The organism is Hyphomicrobium sp. DMF-1 (genome assembly GCF_027886585.1).
GTDB lineage: Bacteria > Pseudomonadota > Alphaproteobacteria > Rhizobiales > Hyphomicrobiaceae > Hyphomicrobium_C > Hyphomicrobium_C zavarzinii.
Window position 1 is genome coordinate 3,444,916 of sequence record NZ_CP115706.1, and the last position, 15,483, is coordinate 3,460,398.

Annotated in this window: 14 protein-coding genes; 7 read left to right on the forward strand and 7 right to left on the reverse strand. The window is 64.4% G+C overall.

What is annotated here, in order from left to right; all coding sequences use genetic code 11:
- The first annotated feature begins 27 nt into the window (after positions 1–27).
- Positions 28–2,706, forward strand: coding sequence for a bifunctional lysylphosphatidylglycerol flippase/synthetase MprF (mprF, locus tag PE058_RS15825; protein WP_271028839.1), 2,679 nt, complete (start codon positions 28–30; stop codon positions 2,704–2,706).
- Complete coding sequence (locus tag PE058_RS15830) at positions 2,706–4,106, forward strand: virulence factor family protein (RefSeq protein WP_020087397.1); 1,401 nt, start codon at positions 2,706–2,708, stop codon at positions 4,104–4,106. The genes mprF and PE058_RS15830 overlap by 1 nt, the downstream gene beginning before the upstream one ends.
- Before the next feature lie 13 nt (positions 4,107–4,119).
- Here PE058_RS15830 and PE058_RS15835 read toward each other — a convergent pair whose 3' ends face one another.
- A complete protein-coding gene (locus PE058_RS15835) occupies positions 4,120–4,629 on the reverse strand; it encodes a CreA family protein (RefSeq protein ID WP_271028840.1) in 510 nt (169 codons plus the stop codon).
- Positions 4,630–4,889: 260 nt separating this feature from the next.
- Here PE058_RS15835 and PE058_RS15840 point away from each other — a divergent pair, with 260 nt between their 5' ends.
- Genes PE058_RS15840 through PE058_RS15850 form a run of 3 tightly spaced genes read left to right on the forward strand, consistent with a single transcriptional unit; the run spans position 4,890 to position 7,958 of the window.
- A complete protein-coding gene (locus PE058_RS15840) occupies positions 4,890–6,305 on the forward strand; it encodes an ABC transporter substrate-binding protein (protein WP_020087398.1) in 1,416 nt (471 codons plus the stop codon).
- Positions 6,306–6,315: 10 nt separating this feature from the next.
- Complete coding sequence (locus tag PE058_RS15845; protein WP_020087399.1) at positions 6,316–7,110, forward strand: ABC transporter permease; 795 nt, start codon at positions 6,316–6,318, stop codon at positions 7,108–7,110.
- Positions 7,110–7,958 (forward strand): ABC transporter ATP-binding protein, encoded by an 849-nt coding sequence (locus PE058_RS15850; protein WP_020087400.1) that lies wholly within the window; start codon positions 7,110–7,112, stop codon positions 7,956–7,958. Before PE058_RS15845 ends, PE058_RS15850 begins: the two co-directional genes overlap by 1 nt.
- 231 nt (positions 7,959–8,189) lie before the next feature.
- Here the strand turns inward: PE058_RS15850 and cysK are convergent, their stop codons facing one another.
- On the reverse strand, positions 8,190–9,179 hold the full coding sequence (gene cysK, locus PE058_RS15855; RefSeq protein WP_020087401.1) for a cysteine synthase A: 990 nt from the start codon (positions 9,177–9,179) through the stop codon (positions 8,190–8,192).
- Between the two features lie 167 nt (positions 9,180–9,346).
- Between cysK and PE058_RS15860 the strand changes: the two genes are divergently transcribed.
- Positions 9,347–10,759 (forward strand): FAD/NAD(P)-binding protein, encoded by a 1,413-nt coding sequence (locus tag PE058_RS15860; protein ID WP_271028841.1) that lies wholly within the window; start codon positions 9,347–9,349, stop codon positions 10,757–10,759.
- A 34-nt stretch (positions 10,760–10,793) separates the two neighbouring features.
- Here PE058_RS15860 and PE058_RS15865 read toward each other — a convergent pair whose 3' ends face one another.
- The 3 genes from PE058_RS15865 to PE058_RS15875 all read right to left on the reverse strand — a co-directional run bounded on the left by PE058_RS15865 (position 10,794) and on the right by PE058_RS15875 (position 13,955).
- A complete protein-coding gene (locus PE058_RS15865; protein ID WP_020087403.1) occupies positions 10,794–11,783 on the reverse strand; it encodes an aliphatic sulfonate ABC transporter substrate-binding protein in 990 nt (329 codons plus the stop codon).
- A gap of 144 nt (positions 11,784–11,927) precedes the next feature.
- On the reverse strand, positions 11,928–12,866 hold the full coding sequence (locus PE058_RS15870; protein ID WP_271028842.1) for a CysB family HTH-type transcriptional regulator: 939 nt from the start codon (positions 12,864–12,866) through the stop codon (positions 11,928–11,930).
- A 222-nt stretch (positions 12,867–13,088) separates the two neighbouring features.
- Positions 13,089–13,955 (reverse strand): 3-methyl-2-oxobutanoate hydroxymethyltransferase, encoded by an 867-nt coding sequence (locus PE058_RS15875; protein ID WP_020087405.1) that lies wholly within the window; start codon positions 13,953–13,955, stop codon positions 13,089–13,091.
- Between the two features lie 127 nt (positions 13,956–14,082).
- Here PE058_RS15875 and PE058_RS15880 point away from each other — a divergent pair, with 127 nt between their 5' ends.
- A complete protein-coding gene (locus PE058_RS15880) occupies positions 14,083–14,832 on the forward strand; it encodes a Crp/Fnr family transcriptional regulator (protein ID WP_156827512.1) in 750 nt (249 codons plus the stop codon).
- Between the two features lie 23 nt (positions 14,833–14,855).
- On the opposite strand, the gene PE058_RS15885 is transcribed toward PE058_RS15880, so the two are convergent.
- Both PE058_RS15885 and PE058_RS15890 read right to left on the reverse strand, forming a co-directional pair.
- Positions 14,856–15,089 (reverse strand): 4Fe-4S dicluster domain-containing protein, encoded by a 234-nt coding sequence (locus PE058_RS15885; protein ID WP_020087407.1) that lies wholly within the window; start codon positions 15,087–15,089, stop codon positions 14,856–14,858.
- A 23-nt stretch (positions 15,090–15,112) separates the two neighbouring features.
- Complete coding sequence (locus PE058_RS15890) at positions 15,113–15,421, reverse strand: gamma-butyrobetaine hydroxylase-like domain-containing protein (RefSeq protein ID WP_020087408.1); 309 nt, start codon at positions 15,419–15,421, stop codon at positions 15,113–15,115.
- Positions 15,422–15,483: the final 62 nt, after the last annotated feature.

Genomic DNA, 15,483 nt, shown 5'->3' on the forward strand with positions numbered 1-15,483 from the left:
CAGCCGGCAGAAGACCAAGCGAACCAGATGGCCAAGCATAATTCGAATGCAACCGCAGAACGCGTGACGAGCCCCGGAGCGGACCCGCACGCGGGCGAGGCGGCGACCATCGACGCGCCGGTGCTCGCAGGCAGCCGCCTCGCCCGGCTCGCCGGAAACTCACGCGTGCGAGCGGGCGTGGTGCTGGTGCTGTTCGCCATCGTGTGCTTCGCGCTCTATCACGAGATCGAGGTCACCTCCTGGCACGAGGTGCGCGTGGCGCTCGCTCAAACGCGGAGCGATCAGATCGCGCTCGCCCTCCTCGGAACCGCGATCTCCTATTTCGCGCTCACGGGATACGATGTGCTCGCGCTCCGCCATCTCGGCGCCGTGCGCATCCCGTTCAGCACGGTCGCGCTCACGTCGTTCGTGAGCCAGGCGTTCACGTTCAATTTCGGCTTCGGAATTCTCACGGGGGGCGCGGTGCGAATGCGCCTCTACGGCGCGGCCGGGGTCAAGCCGGACCACATCCTGGCGACCAGCGTGTTCGCGGCGCTCGCCATCTGGACCGGCATCGCCGCCGTGGCGGGGCTTTCGCTCGTGATCGCGCCGGACGTCGCGGAGACCGTTCTCTCCATGCCGGAAGCCGGCGCGCGGGCCCTGGGCTTCGCCCTGATTGGTCTCGTCCTGTGGAGCTGGTGGTATACGGCGACGCGGCGCCCCAAGATTCCAGGCCTCGACGTGCCTGCTCCCGACGGCACCGTCACCGGGCTCGCCCTGCTCGTCGGCGCAACCGACATCGTGGCGTCGGGCTTCGCGCTGTGGGCTCTGCTGCCCTCCGAAGTGACGCTCAGCTTTCCAGCTTTTCTGGTCATCTTCGTTTCCGCCATCGCGCTCGGCGTGATCAGCCACGTTCCGGGTGGACTTGGCGTGTTCGAGGGCATCATCCTTCTGGCCCTGCCCACGGCACCCGCAAGCGGCCTTCTGGCCTCGTTGCTCTTGTTCCGCTTCCTCTATTACCTTCTGCCGATGGGGCTCGCGGCGGGCGCCCTCGCCTTTCTGGAACTCAGGGAACGGCAGGAGGCGCTCGCGAAACATGCCAAGCGGCTCGGCTCGTCGCTCGGCGCCTCGATTCCGCTGGTGTCGGCCATTCTCGTCTTCCTCGGCGGGTTCATCCTCATGGTGTCCGGCTCGCTACCCGCCGAGCATCACCGCATGGCCATCCTGCGCTATGCGGTGCCGCTGCCCTTCGTCGAAGCCTCGCATTTCGTCGCCAGCATAGCCGGCACGCTGTTGCTGATCGTCGCCTATGGTCTCGCCCGGCGGCTCGAAAGCGCTTGGCGCGTCGCGACGACGCTCCTGCTGCTCGGGGCGGCGTTCTCGCTGCTCAAAGGCATCGACTACGAGGAGGCCGTGGTGTGCCTCACTATCGCGGGCCTTCTGATCGCGGGCAACCGGTGGTTCTATCGCAAGGGCGGCGTTCTCTCGGGCGCGCTGCAGCCGAGCGAGATCCTGGCGATCGGGCTTGCGTCCATCACCTCGATCTGGATCGGCTTCATCGCCTTCCGGGACGTGGCCTATGACGACACGCTGTGGTGGGATTTCGCGTACAGAGGGGACGCGTCTCGCTTCCTCCGGGCCACCGTCGGTATCGCCGTCACCGTTCTGATCACGGTCGTCTATCGACTGATCAACCGCGCCGCGCCCGCACGCAACACGGCCTCGCGGGAGGAGCTCGACACGGCGCGCTCGATCGCGGCGGCGTCCGAGTTCGCCCATGCCAATCTGGCGCTGATCGGCGACAAACGTTTCCTGTTCAACGCCGAGAAGACCGGCTTCGTGATGTTCGGCACGCAGGGATCGAGCTGGATCGCAATGGGCGATCCCATCGTCAACGGCGACGACGACGAGGTCGCGGCGCTTGTCTGGCAGTTCAAGGAGCTTGTGGACCGGAACTCCGGCGTGCCGGCGTTCTACCAGGTCTCGAGCGAGAACCTTCCCATTTATCTCGATGCCGGGTTCTCCATGGTGAAACTCGGCGAGGAGGCGTGGGTCGATCTCGGCGCGTTCACGCTCGACGGCGCGGAAGGCCGCAAGCTGCGACACGCCATGTCCAAGGCGCAGCGCACGGGCGCCACCTTCGAGGTGGTGCCTGCGGCCAACGTCACGCCGGTTCTACCGGAGCTCCGGCGCGTCTCGGATGCGTGGCTCAAGGAACGGAAGCAAAAGGAGAAGGGCTTCTCGCTCGGCTACTGGACCGACGCATACATGACGCAACACGACATCGCCATCGTGCGCATCAACGGCCGGATCGCCGCCTTTGCCAACATCTGGCGCAGCGCCAACCGCAACGAGATGTCCATCGACATCATGCGCGTTCGCCACGAGGCACCCAACGGCACCATGGACTTCCTATTCACCGCGCTCATGGATTACGCCAAGACAGAGGGATACCACTGGTTCAATCTCGGGATGGCACCGTTGTCGGGCCTGCCGCGACACCGCCTCGCGCCGCTCTGGAGCCGCATGGCGACGTGGATTTCACGCCACGGCGACAGGTTCTACAAATTCGAAGGGTTGCGCTCGTTCAAGAGCAAATTCCGGCCTGAATGGCGCCCCAAATACCTCGCTTATCCCAGCGGCGTGCTTCTGCCGCAAATCCTGATCGACGTGACGACGCTGATCGCCACCGCGCCTTCCCGGGCGCGCACCGAGGAGACGACTTGATGACGCCCCAGCCAAAGCCGCTCGGTTTCAATCTCCGGCGTCTTGTCCTGCCGCTCGCGGCCTTGCTCGCGAGCTTTTTCAGTCTCCCGGCGCTTGCCGAAACGCGCAGCATCAGCCTCACCCAGGACACGCTCGGCACCATCAAGATCCTCGCGCCCGCCGAGGAGCCCAAGCATTTCGTGATCTTCATTTCGGGAACGGACGGGCTGACCAGCGAGCGTCTGGCGGAAGCCGACAAGCTCGTCGCGCAGAACGCGGCGGTTGCGCTGATCGATCTCGCAGCGCTCAAGGCCGTGTTCGCGAAGCACAACGACGACACCTGCCACTATGTATTCGGAGATTTCGAGGACCTTTCGCGCAATGCCCAGCGCAAGCTCGGCATGACGGACTGGCAATGGCCGCTGCTGCTCGGCACCGGCGAGGGCGGCACGCTCGCCTATCTCGCCCTCGCGCAGGCGCCTGCAAACACCGCGGGCGGCGCCGTGAGCCTCGGCTTCTCCCCGAGCTTTCCGACCAAACGTCCGATCTGCGACGGCGCGCCCGTGGCGTCCGACAACCGCGGCAGCATCACCTACGATCCCAAGGACGATCTGCCCGCGCCCTGGGCACTGGTGGTGGACAATGCGCCTTCGGACGCGGTGAAGGCCTTTGCGGCGAAGCCCGAGCAGACGGCGATCCAGATCGTTCCCGGGGACGATGCGACGCGGTTCGATGCGGCGATAAAAGCCCTGTTCGACATGAAGCCGCCGACCGGCCAGGCACTCGCAGACCTGCCGCTGACGGAGCTACCCGCGAAAGGCACGGCGACGACGCTGCTCATCCTGCTTTCCGGCGACGGCGGCTGGCGCGATATCGACAAGCAGATCGGCGAGTATCTCTCGGAGCGGGGCGTCGCGGTAGTCGGGCTCGACTCGCTCCGCTACTTCTGGAGCCGGAAGGAGCCGAGCCAAATCGCGGCCGACATCGAGCGGATCGCCGATCACTATCGGGAAAAATGGAAACTGCAATCGCTGGCGCTGACCGGCTACTCGTTCGGCGCGGACGTCTTGCCGATGGCTTGGCCGGAGCTCGAACCCAACACGCAAGAGCGGACGACGGTCATCGCGCTGCTTGGCTTCGAGCCGACGTTCGATCTCGAAGTGTCGGTATCGGGTTGGCTCGGCATGGCGCCCTCGACGAACATCGATGTGAAGCCGTACCTCGCGGGGCTCCCGAAATCCAAGGTGCTCTGCTTCTACGGCGTCGAGGAGAAGGACGACAACAGCACGGCTTGCGTGCTGCCCGGAATGGATGGCGCCACCCGGATCGAACGTCCGGGCGGCCACCATTTCGACGGCAACTATCAAGTGATCGCCGACGAGATCCTGAAGAGGCTGAAGGCCACCGAAAAGGTCGACTGAGCGGCGGCGCTTCTTAGTTGCTGATCCAGTCGGCGCATTTGGCGGGCGGTGTCGTCTCGCCCCACGGACTGATCGGCACGCTCGACGTGGAGTTCTCCGGACTGCCTTCGATCATCTTGTCGGTGTAGACGAGATAGACCAGCACGTTGCGCTTGGCGTCACAGCCGCGCACGATCTGCATGCGCTTGAAAATCAGCGAGCGGCGCTGGCTGAAGGCTTCATCGCCCTGCTGCAGCTTACGCTTGAACTTTATGGGACCGACCTGGCGGCAGGAGAGCGAGGCGTTGCTCAGCTCCTCCGCAAGGCCGAGCCAGCCGATCCAGCCGCCCTTCTCGGGCACCGTGAAATAGCAGGCCACGCCTTCCACGTCCGGATCGTCGATGGCATACGTGCCGAGCTTGTGATCCGGCGACAGGAACTTCCATACGGTCGTCTTCCTGAAGATCAGGTCGGGATCGTCGGCATGCGCCGCCGATCCGGCACAGAGCACCGCGCCAACGATCATCGCCTTCAGCAGTCTCATCTTTTGCATCCCTCGTGTTCGAGCGGGCGCCTCGCCTTGCCGGAGCGCCCGCCCTCTTGCCAGCATTTCCGATATGCTTATCTAAAAAATCATATGAGAAAACAGTCTAATAGGCCTGTAAACTAATTGCTTCATGGTCCCTTGGACGACCTGCACAGTCACTCCCTCACCGCAACCTTGCGAGCGCGTGGACATCACCCTGCGCGCGTCTGCGGAAACCTGAACCGGACTTGGAACCGGGCTTGGCACGAGGGATATCCATGCGATTGAAAACGCTCTTCTCGGCGTTGCTGCTCACCGTGAGCAGCTTCGCCACGACGGCTAACGCAGCCGAGACCGTCCGGGTTGCCATCGGCACCCAGGACACCACGATCAACACCGCAACCGGCGGGCTGCTCGTGCGCGAGCTCAAGCTGCTCGAGAAATATTTGCCGAAAGACGGCAAGTACAAGGACGTCACCTACGACATTCAGTGGAAGAATTTCACGAGTGGCGCTCCGATCACCAACGAGCAGATCGCGGGCAAGCTCGATTTCGGCCTGATGGCGGATTTCCCGGGCTCGCTCAACGGCGTCGCGCACGAGAAAGCGGGGCGCAAGAGCCTGTTCATTACCGTGCTGTCAGGCAGCGTGAAGGGCTCCGGCAATGGCATCGTGGTTCCCGCCATCTCCCAGGTGCAGTCGATCGCCGATCTCAAGGGCAAGACCATCTCGGTTCCGTTCGCCTCGACCTCGCATGGCCTGCTGCTACGCGCCATCAAGGCGCAGGGCTGGGATCCCGACAAGGACGTGAAGATCATCACGCAGGCTCCCGAAGTGGCAGGGCCTGCCTTGCAGTCGAACCAGATCGAGGCGCATGCCGACTTCGTGCCCTTCGCCGAGCTGTTCCCGTGGCGGGGCTTCGCGCGCAAGATCTATGACGGCTCGCAGGCCGACGGGCCCACGTTCCATGGCGGCCTCGTGGATGCGGCCTATGCCGAGAAGTACCCGGAGATCGTCGTCGCGTTCCTGCAGGCCGCGCTCGAAGCCGACCGGCTGTTCGCCGAGGAGCCCGAGAAGTACAGCGAGCTGGTGGCGAAGATCACGGGCGTCGAGGCGGAGGTGAACTACCTGTTCCACGGGCCTCTCGGCCTTCAGACGCGCGACCTCACCTGGAAGCCCGAGTATCGCAAGGCCGTCGGCACCTCCATCGAGACGCTGAAGCTGCTCAAGAAGGCCGACCAAGGCATCGACGTCGACAGCTTCGTTTCGGATCGCTTCATCAAGGAGGCTTTCAAAGCCTCGGGCCGCGACTACGACGCCGCGCTCAAAAACTATGACCAGCTCCCGCTCAAGGCCAAGGACGCGGTGACGGGCGAAGAGATCAAGGATCCGAAGCGGGTCGCGCAGATCTGGGTGAAGGACGAGCCTCTGGTTCGCCACTACGCCTCGGCCGAGAACGCACTCAAGGCCCTCAAGACGATCGAGGCCGAGGGCAAGACCATCCGCGTGCTCTACGCCCAGGATCGCAACAGCGGCATCAAGCTGCTCGGCAACCAGGCCTGGTTCGTGCGCGCCGATACCGGCGAGGTGAGCGCCTTCCTGCTCAAGGAGCAGGCGGAAGCCTGGGCCAAGGAGAAGGGCGGGAAGGTTCTCGACTTCCCCGGCGCCCGCTCCGCGGTTCTGGCCAGCAACTGAGGTCAAAGGCGTGGCCTCATCGAGCGATACCGGGCTCGCCCGGTGGACACTCCGAGCCGCATCGATCGCCGTCTTCCTCCTCGTGTGGCAGACGGCGTCGACGCTGCGGCTCAACCTCGGCCTCGTCACGTTCGTGAACGTGCCGCCGCCGACCGAAGTGCTCGAGGCGGCGATCGCCTTCGTGCAGTCCGCGAAGGCCGTCGACCACGTGAGGAGCAGCCTGGCCCGCGTCACGGCCGGCTATGCGATCGCGGCCTTCGCAGGGATCGCGCTCGGACTTGCGATCGGGCGCTCGCGGCGGGCGGCCGATATCCTCCTGCCGCCGCTCGAGATCCTGCGTCCGATCCCGGCGGTGGCGTGGATTCCGCTCGCGGTCCTGCTGTTTCCCTCGTCGGAGGCCTCGATGATCTACATCACCTTCATCGGCGCGCTGTTCCCCATTCTCCTCAACACCATTCATGGCGTCGAGAGCGTCGATCCGCGTCTGGTGGCATCGGCCAAAAGCCTTGGGGGAACGCCGGGCGCCATCCTGCGCGAGGTGGTGCTTCCCGGCGCGGCCCCGAGCATCGTGACGGGACTTGCGATCGGCATGGGCACGAGCTGGTTCTGCCTCGTCACCGCCGAGATGATCTCGGGTCAGTTCGGCATCGGCTACTACACGTGGGAAGCGTACACGATCCAGAACTACGCCGACATCATCGTCGGCATGATCCTGATCGGCCTGCTCGGCATGGGCTCGAGCGCGCTCCTGCGCTGGATCGGCGCGCGTCTCACGCCCTGGCACACGGTGGGGGAGACACGCTGATGAGCGGACGCGAAAGATTGGCCCGACCGGAGCTTGGCCGCATCGAGGCGCAGGACGTTTCGATCCGGCTCGGCCGCGGTGCGCAGGCATTCGAAGCCGTGCAAGAGGTGAGCTTCTCCATCGAGCCCGGCGAACTCGTCTGCGTGATCGGGCCGTCCGGTTGCGGGAAGTCCACGCTGCTCGGCGCTCTGGCCGGGCATATCGCGCCGGCTTCGGGAAAGTTGCATGTGGATGGCGCGCCTGTCACGGGTCCGCATCCCGATCGCGGCATCGTGTTCCAGCACCATACGCTGTTCCCGTGGAAGACCGCGCGAGACAACGTCGCGTTCGGTCCCAAGATGCGCGGCGTCGCAAAAGGAGAGCGACGGCGGCAGGCCGACGCGATCCTCGATCTGGTCGGCCTGGCCGATTTCGCCGGGCGCTATCCGAAGCAGCTTTCCGGCGGCATGCAGCAGCGCGTGGAGATCGCACGCGTGCTCGTCAACAAGCCGCGCCTCCTGCTGATGGACGAGCCGTTCGGCGCCCTCGACGCGCTGACGCGCATGATGATGCAGGAGCTCTTGCTCGACATCTGGACGCGCGTGCGCACGACCATCGTGTTCGTGACGCACGACATCGACGAGGCGCTGTTTCTCGCCGACCGCATCATCGTGATGAGCCCCCGGCCTGGGCGTATTCTGGAGGAGATCCCGGTTCCCTTCAAACGCCCGCGCTCGACCGACATCGTCGCCTCGCAGGAGTTCGGACGGCTCAAGCATCACTGCCTCGAGCTGTTGCGCGTGCGGCCGGACGGCGTGCCGCTGCCGCGACTGTCCCCTCTCGGCCTTGGAACGGGGGATAGCGAATAGCGACGCTTCAGAAGTCCGGCGCGTTGTCCGACAGCGCTCAGCGCGCATCCGCCTGACAAACTGCGTTCAAAGAAAAACGCGCCGGATCACGAGAGGCCCGGCGCGCTTCTTCTCTTTGGCTTGCGGGCCCCGACGCAAGGCCCTCGGGAGAGAGACCATGCATCGGGGCCGAGGGCCTTATGGCCCGCGTGCCCGAGATGCGAGCGGGGACGCAGCTCAGGCCCGCCAAGATCATGTGGGCAGGAACAAATCGCTCGAGAAGTAGCGCTCGGCAGACGACGGCGCGAACGTCAGCACCGTCTTGCCCTTGAGCTCGGGCCGCTTAGCAAGCGCGGCGGCAGCCGCCACGTTGGCGCCGGTCGAGATACCGCCCGGAATGCCCTCGATCTTTGCGAGCCGGCGTGAGGTTTCGAACGCGATGTCGTTTGAGACCGTCACCACCTCGTCGATCACCTTGGTGTCGAGAACCGCCGGTACGAAGCCCGCGCCGATGCCCTGAATCTTGTGCGGGCCTTTCTGGCCGCCCGAGAGAACGGGGCTCGCATCCGGCTCGACCGCAACGATCTTGAGATGCGGGATGCGCTGCTTCAGAACGTGGCCGACGCCGGTGATAGTGCCACCTGTGCCGACGCCCGCGACGATGACATCGACGTTGCCGCCGGTATCCTTCCAGATCTCCTCGGCCGTCGTGCGCTCGTGAACCAGTGGATTGGCGGGGTTATCGAACTGGCCGGGAATGAGCGCATCAGGCAGGCTCCCGGCGAGCTCCTTCGCGCGGGCGATGGCGGCGCCCATACCGCCTGCGGCCGGCGTCAGCTCGAGCTTGGCGCCCAAGTGGGCCAGGATCTTGCGGCGCTCGAGCGACATGGATTCGGGCATGACGAGGATCAGTTCGTAGCCGCGCGCGGCGGCGACGAACGCGAGCGCTATGCCGGTGTTGCCCGATGTCGGCTCGACGAGCACGGTCTTCCCGGGCGTGATCTTACCTTCCTGCTCAAGCACATCGACGAGAGACACGCCGATGCGATCCTTCACCGAGGAGAGCGGGTTGAAGAATTCGAGCTTCAGGAGAATGCGCGCGGGAATGTCGTCCGCAGCCTGGAAGCGGTTCAGAGCCACGACAGGCGTATGGCCGATGGTCTCCGTAATGTTCTCATAAACGCGGCCGCGGCCCCAGCCCGCTGTGGCCTCAAGCGTCTTGATCTTAACGATATCGTTCATCACTCGCTCCCCGTGCAAGACAGATTCGGCTCAACGTATGGATCTTCACCGCGGCGCGGAACGATGAATATGTGAAATGCAAATTCACGATTTGCATTGCGCGTCTTCTTCGTTGTGCGGGGCCGTATTCTCCGTAGCTTGGCGCTCTTTCCAGAGGATGAGGCGCTATGAGCGAAGCCCGACCGTTCGACGTGGCCATCGTGGGAGGAGGTTTTACCGGCGCGGCCGTCGCCTATCATCTCTCCCGCTACCGTCCCGGCGCCTCGGTTGCCGTTTTCGAACCTCGCAGCTTTCTCGGCGGCGGGCTTGCCTATGACGATCGGGACCCCGCTCACCGGATCAATGTGCCGGCTTCGCGCATGTCGCTCGTTCCGGGCGACGATACCCACTTCGCGCGCTGGCTCTCCGCAACGCAGGCGGGACGCGGGGACGAGGCCATCACTGGCCGCGACGGCGCTCTCTATCCGGCGCGGGCGGTGTTCGGACGGTATGTGGCCGCGCACATCGAGCCGCTCGTTTCCGAAGGGCATGTCGCGCATATCAGGGGCCGCGTGGAGGAGATCTCCTACTCCGGCGACCGGTGGACGCTCGCGACCGAAAATGGAACGACCGTGCGCGCGGAGATCGTGGTTCTCGCCACGACGCACCCCTCTCCCGATCCTCCCCAGCCGCTCGCCCCGATCGCCTCGGACCCGCGAGTGATTGCGGACGCGCTCTTGCCGGGCGCGCTGAACCAGATCGCGCCACAGGAGCGGGTGGTGATTCTCGGCACGGGTCTCACGATGGCGGATGTGGTGGCCTCACTCGACCGGCTCGGCCACCTTGGTCCGCTCGTCGCGATCTCGCGGCGCGGATTGCGCTCGCGCGGGCACTCAAAGATCGCGTCGGATCCGTTCGGCGATTTCACGATGCCGCCTGCACGCGCCTCTCGGTTCTTACGTCAGATAAGGCAGACAATTGGCGAGGCGGCAGATAGCGGCCTCAGTTGGCATGGGGTGATCGATGCGGTGCGCGCGCAGGCGCAGACGTTCTGGCCGACCCTCTCTCCCGACGCACAAGGCGCTATCGTGCGGCATCTGCGCGTCTATTGGGATGTGCATCGCTTCCGCATCGCGCCGCAGGTCGAGGACGTCCTCGACCGCAAGCTCGCGGACGGCTCGCTCACGATCCTTTCGGCCTCGCTCCTCGACGCGCGAAAAGACCTGGATGCCCTTACCCTCTCCGTTCGCCGGAGAGCCAGGCATGAGGTCGCAACTCTTTCGGCCGACCGTATCATCGTGACAACGGGACCAGCGCACGCGAAGATCCTCTCGACGCACCCCTATCTCGGGGCGCTCAAGGCTGCAGGTTACGTCATAGCCGATCATCTGGGGCTTGGCATCGCGTGCGACGGAGAGAGCCGCGCCATTGGACGGAAGGGGGGCGTCGTCCCGACGCTTTTCATCGCAGGCCCGCTTGCCCGCGCGCGGTTCGGCGAATTGATGGGTCTTCCGCAAGTTTCGGAGCATGCGCGCCGTGTTGCAGAGACAGTCTCAAACGCGCTTGCGGCGGCGGCGCGCGATGTCGCCGAAGTAAGCTGACCACGCGTTTGGCGCGCGTGGCCAGCTCTGATCGTCAGCGCTTTTCAACCTCCGAGCTCTTCTTGCCGGTGGGCGACCAGATCTCCGCGTCCGTCGCCTTCACCTCCTTGGGCAACAGGCCCTCGGCGAAAAACACGTCCGCGATGCGCTGCTGCTCGGTGAGATCGGCGGCGCTTAGAGCGCGGACCTGATAGCTGCGGCGCCCATTCGCCGTTTCGACAATGGCGGGATCGAGTCCCCAGACCGGGGCGAGCACCTTCGCGGCCTCCGCCGGGTTGGCCTTTACCCACTGCCCCGTCGACTGGAGAAGCTCGAAGTACGTCTCGATCACTTTGGGGTCGCTCGCGGCGAAGGCGCTGGCGGCCAGATAGTAGCGCTGATAGCTGGCTATGCCTGTTCCATCTGCAAGAACGCGCGCGTTGGCCTGCTTCTGCGCGGCGGAAACGAAGGGATCCCAGACGACCCAGGCGTCGACCGCGCCCTTCTCGAACGCGGCGCGTCCGTCGGCCGGCGAGAGGTAAGCGGGCTCGATGTCCTTGAACTTCAGGCCGGCCTTGCTCAGCGCGGAAATCAAAAGAAAGTGCGCGCCGGCGGCCTTGGTGACGGCGACCTTCTTTCCCTTGAGGTCGGCAAGCTCTTTCAGGGGTGAGTCGGGACGAACGAGGATGGCCTGCGCAGTGGGCGATGGCGCTTCCTGCGCGACGTAGGTGAGCTTGGCGCCCGCGGCCTGGGCGAACACCGGAACCGTATCGGCGACATCCGCCGAAAGCTCGATGGCGCCCACATTCAAGGCTTCCAGCAGCGGCAGTCCGCTCGCGAACTCGGACCACGAAACCTTGTAGCCGAGCGCCGCGAGGCGTTTCTCGAGTTCTCCGTTCGTCTTCAGGACAGTCGCCAGCGTCGAGGACTTCTGGAAGCCGATCCGAACCGTTTTGGTTTCGTCCGCCGCGTTGCCCGGCGTGAGTGCGGCCAGCGACGTGCCCAGCACGGCAGCCAACGGCAACAGGCGTTTCAAATATCGCATCGTGATCTCCTCATGTTCTGCCGGGGCCAAAGGCGTGGCCCGTCAGGCGCACTATGAGGACGGACGTTGCGTGCTCTCCAATATGAAGTTTCGCTAAGCAAATACGCAAAAAGTCTACTCGACCCCCACACTTGTTTCCGTGTGTCAGTCCTCGTCGCCCTGTCCGGATGCCTCCGTGTCACGGATGAGCTTTTCGGTGATCGTCGGCGTGCACAGCTCGATGAAGCGGTAGACGTAGCCGCGATGGAGACGCCCGCGTCGCAGCGCGATGCTGGTGGTGCTGGGCGCGAACGGCTCTTTCAGGTTGACGAGGCGCAAACCCGCGTCCCGCTTCGCATCGAACGACATCGGCGCGATGATGCCGACGCCGAGACCCAGCGCGACGTAAGCCTTGATCACGTCGGCATCGAGCGCCGTCATGGTGACGTCGGGGCTCAGGTTCTGCGCGTCGAAGGCTTCATCGATGCGCGGACGCCCGGTGAGGCCCGTGTCGTAGGTGACGATCGGATAGTTCGCCAGCTCCTCCAGCGTGACGTTCTCCCTGCCGTCGAGGGGATGACCCGCGGGGACCACAACGATGTGCTGCCAGGAATAGAACGGGAAAGAGACGAGGTCACGCTCGTCCGTGAAAGCATCCGTTGCGATGGCGAGATCGGCGGAGCCCGACTTCAGGAGCGTGCCGATGTCTCGCGGGCTCGACTGGTGCAGGACAAGGCGAACGCCAGGGTATTGCTGCTTGAACTTCACGATGACGTCCGGCAGCACGTATCGGGCTTGCGTATGCGTTGTTGCGATCTCGAGCAGGCCTCTGTCGCTCACCGCGAACTGCGAGGCCGCCTGCTTGATGTTCTCGGCTTCGAGCAACACGCGATCGGCAATCTTGACGACTTGCTCCCCAAGCTCCGTCAATCCGAGAAGGCGCTTCCCACGGCGGCGGAACAGCGCAACACCGAGCTCCTCCTCGAGGTCGCGGATCTGCTTGCTGACGCCGGATTGCGACGCGTAGATCGCATTTGCCGCTTCGGTGACATTGAACTTTGCGCGAACGGTTTCCCTGATAATCCGAAGCTGCTGAAGGTTCATCGACGGTGCCTTGCCTTGTCCTGCCGCCGGCACGGCGCAGGATTCATGCCCTAGGGTTATGCTGCTCCGTACGTTGCTCGATGATTTTGCATAACGACAAACAACAAGAACTACTTTGCTTATATGCAAAAGCGCCGAAACCCCCGGCGTGAGCTTGTTCAGCGAGCGGGCGCAGATGTCCGATGCTGCGCTGAGCCAATCTGTCGCGGAGGCTTTTGTCCTTTACGCCAAATCCTGCGAGAGGCGCGCCCACTCCTCCGCGTCGATGTGGACCGACTGCTCGTCGGACGGATAGGCGTGCGCCAGGCAATCGTCGCGAAAACGCGTCATGGCAGTCTCGATATCGGCGCTGATGTTGGCGTAAGCGCCGCGATTGCGCGGAGTGGGAAATGCCGTGTAACCCACCAGATCGCCGCTGATATGATAGACGCCGTCGTTGATCGGGCCGCCGCCGAGCGTGATGACCGGAACCGGCAGGGTGCGCGTCAGATAGGCGGCAAGCTCGGTCGGCACCTGCTCCACGATAAAGCCGAACACACCGGCCGCGACAAAGGCTCGGGCTGTTGCGACGATCTCCCGGGCTTCCGCGGCCGTGCGCCCCTTGATGCCGAAGCCGCTCTGCTCGACGCGGCGCGAGGCCTGCATTCCGATGTGCCCCATGACGGGCACGCCAGCCCGCACGATCTCGGCAATATAAGCTGCTGTATACGCGTTGCCTTCGCACTTGACGACATGGGCGCCGCCTTCCCGCACCATCCGTGCGGCGCTGGTGATCGCCTGCTCCTTCGACGCGTGATAGGTCATGAAGGGAAGATGGCCGACGATGATGCCATACTTCGCTACGCGGCTAACGGCGCGGGTCAGAAAAAGTTGCTCCTCGAACGTAACGCTCGTGGGATCCGGATGCCCGAGCAGCGACATGGGTCCGGCATTTCCAACAATCAGAAGGTCGAAGCCGACGCGATCGGCGATCGCGGCCATGGGCGCATCGTAGACGCCGATGGCCGTGATGCGGACACCCTCAGCCTTTTTCCGGTGCAGGGCCTTGAGGGTGACGCGCGTGCGTTTCGGTGAATTCGTGTCTGTCATCTTGCGCCTTCGATAGATCCATCCTGACTGACGTCACGCGCGGGCAAATGCAAAGAAGATTTTCTTCTTAGGATTTTCACGGGCGAACAGCCTCTAATGGCGGACGCACTTGTCATCGGAGGGCATCATGCATCACGGAACAGCAGCGACCGCGCAGAGCCCGAAAGGCCATGCGCTGTTCCTCATCGACGAGCACGAGATCCTCGAGGACAACGCGCCTCTCATGGAAACCTTGCCGGTCAACGTGCGCCAATTGATCAAGCGTAATGCGACGACGTTGCGGCTGAGCCCGGACACGCTCGTATTCGAGCAGGGGCGGCCGCACTCGGGCATCTTCGTGATCGAGCAGGGCTCGGTGCGCACGTTCTACGCATCCCCCAACGGCAAGGAGATCACGCTCGCCTATTGGACCGAGGGACACTTTGTCGGCGGACCGGAGCTGTTCGGACGCGGATCTCACGTCTGGTCTGCGGAGGCAGCGAGCGCATGCGTTCTCTCGTGGATACCGGGACACCTGCTGCGGGCGCTCGCGCTGCAGAACTCGAGCTTCGCAATGGGGCTGATCGATGCGCTCATCGTCAAGGGGCGATGCTATTCGTCGCTCGCCCAGATTCTCGCGACGAAGCCCGCGCGCGGGCGGCTCGCGGAGCTTCTGCTGACGCTTGCGGAGCGAAGTGCCATTCCCGGCGCACGCAAGGATCTCGAAGTTCCACGGCACGTTACGCACGAGCAGCTTGCCGCGATTATCGGCTCCACCCGGCAATGGGTGACCGCGACGCTCGGCCGTTTCGAGCGCGACGGCTTCGTGTCCGTCAAGCCGGACTCCATTGCCATCCTCAATGCGCGGGGACTGCGGGATGCCTATGCGTCCGGCTGAACCGCGCCCCCCGGGCTCCGTTGCTATCTCAGAAGGTAGGGGATGTTCACGGTTACCGCGCCCGTCGGGCAATCGGTCTGGCACGGCATGCAGTACCAGCATTCGTCGTAGGCCATGTATGCCTTGCCGGTCAGCTCGTTGAGCCTCAGCACGTCGAGCGGGCACACGTCGATGCAGACGGTGCATCCTTTGTCGGCGATGCATTTCGCGTCGTCTACCTCGACAGGAACGGCGGTGTAGGTGGCGGCAAGCGGCATTCGTCCTCCGAGCCTTGTCGTCGTTAGAGCAGGAAATCCTCGAGCTGGGGCGCCTCGGCAAGCTCCGCCAGATAGCTCCAGGGGTAGATGCCGCGGTTATGGCCGTCCGAGAAGGCGATGTTCACGCCGTAGGTGCCGATCACGGCCGCCCTTACGATAGCGAGAGCGGCCGGCGGTGACCTGTGCCCTCCCCGCAGGCGGCGCACGCGCCCCGCCGCAGAGGGGCACTGCGCCCACAGAAATTCCGCGGAAAGAGAGCGGCGCCGTCCTGCGTTCCACAGGACGACGAGCGCACGCCCCTCGTCCGCGATCTCGACAGAAACGACGTCCACAGCAGAGACACTCCCTCACAAGCTCGGAACGAAGCGAGGCTCGCATCCGGCATGCGCGCGGA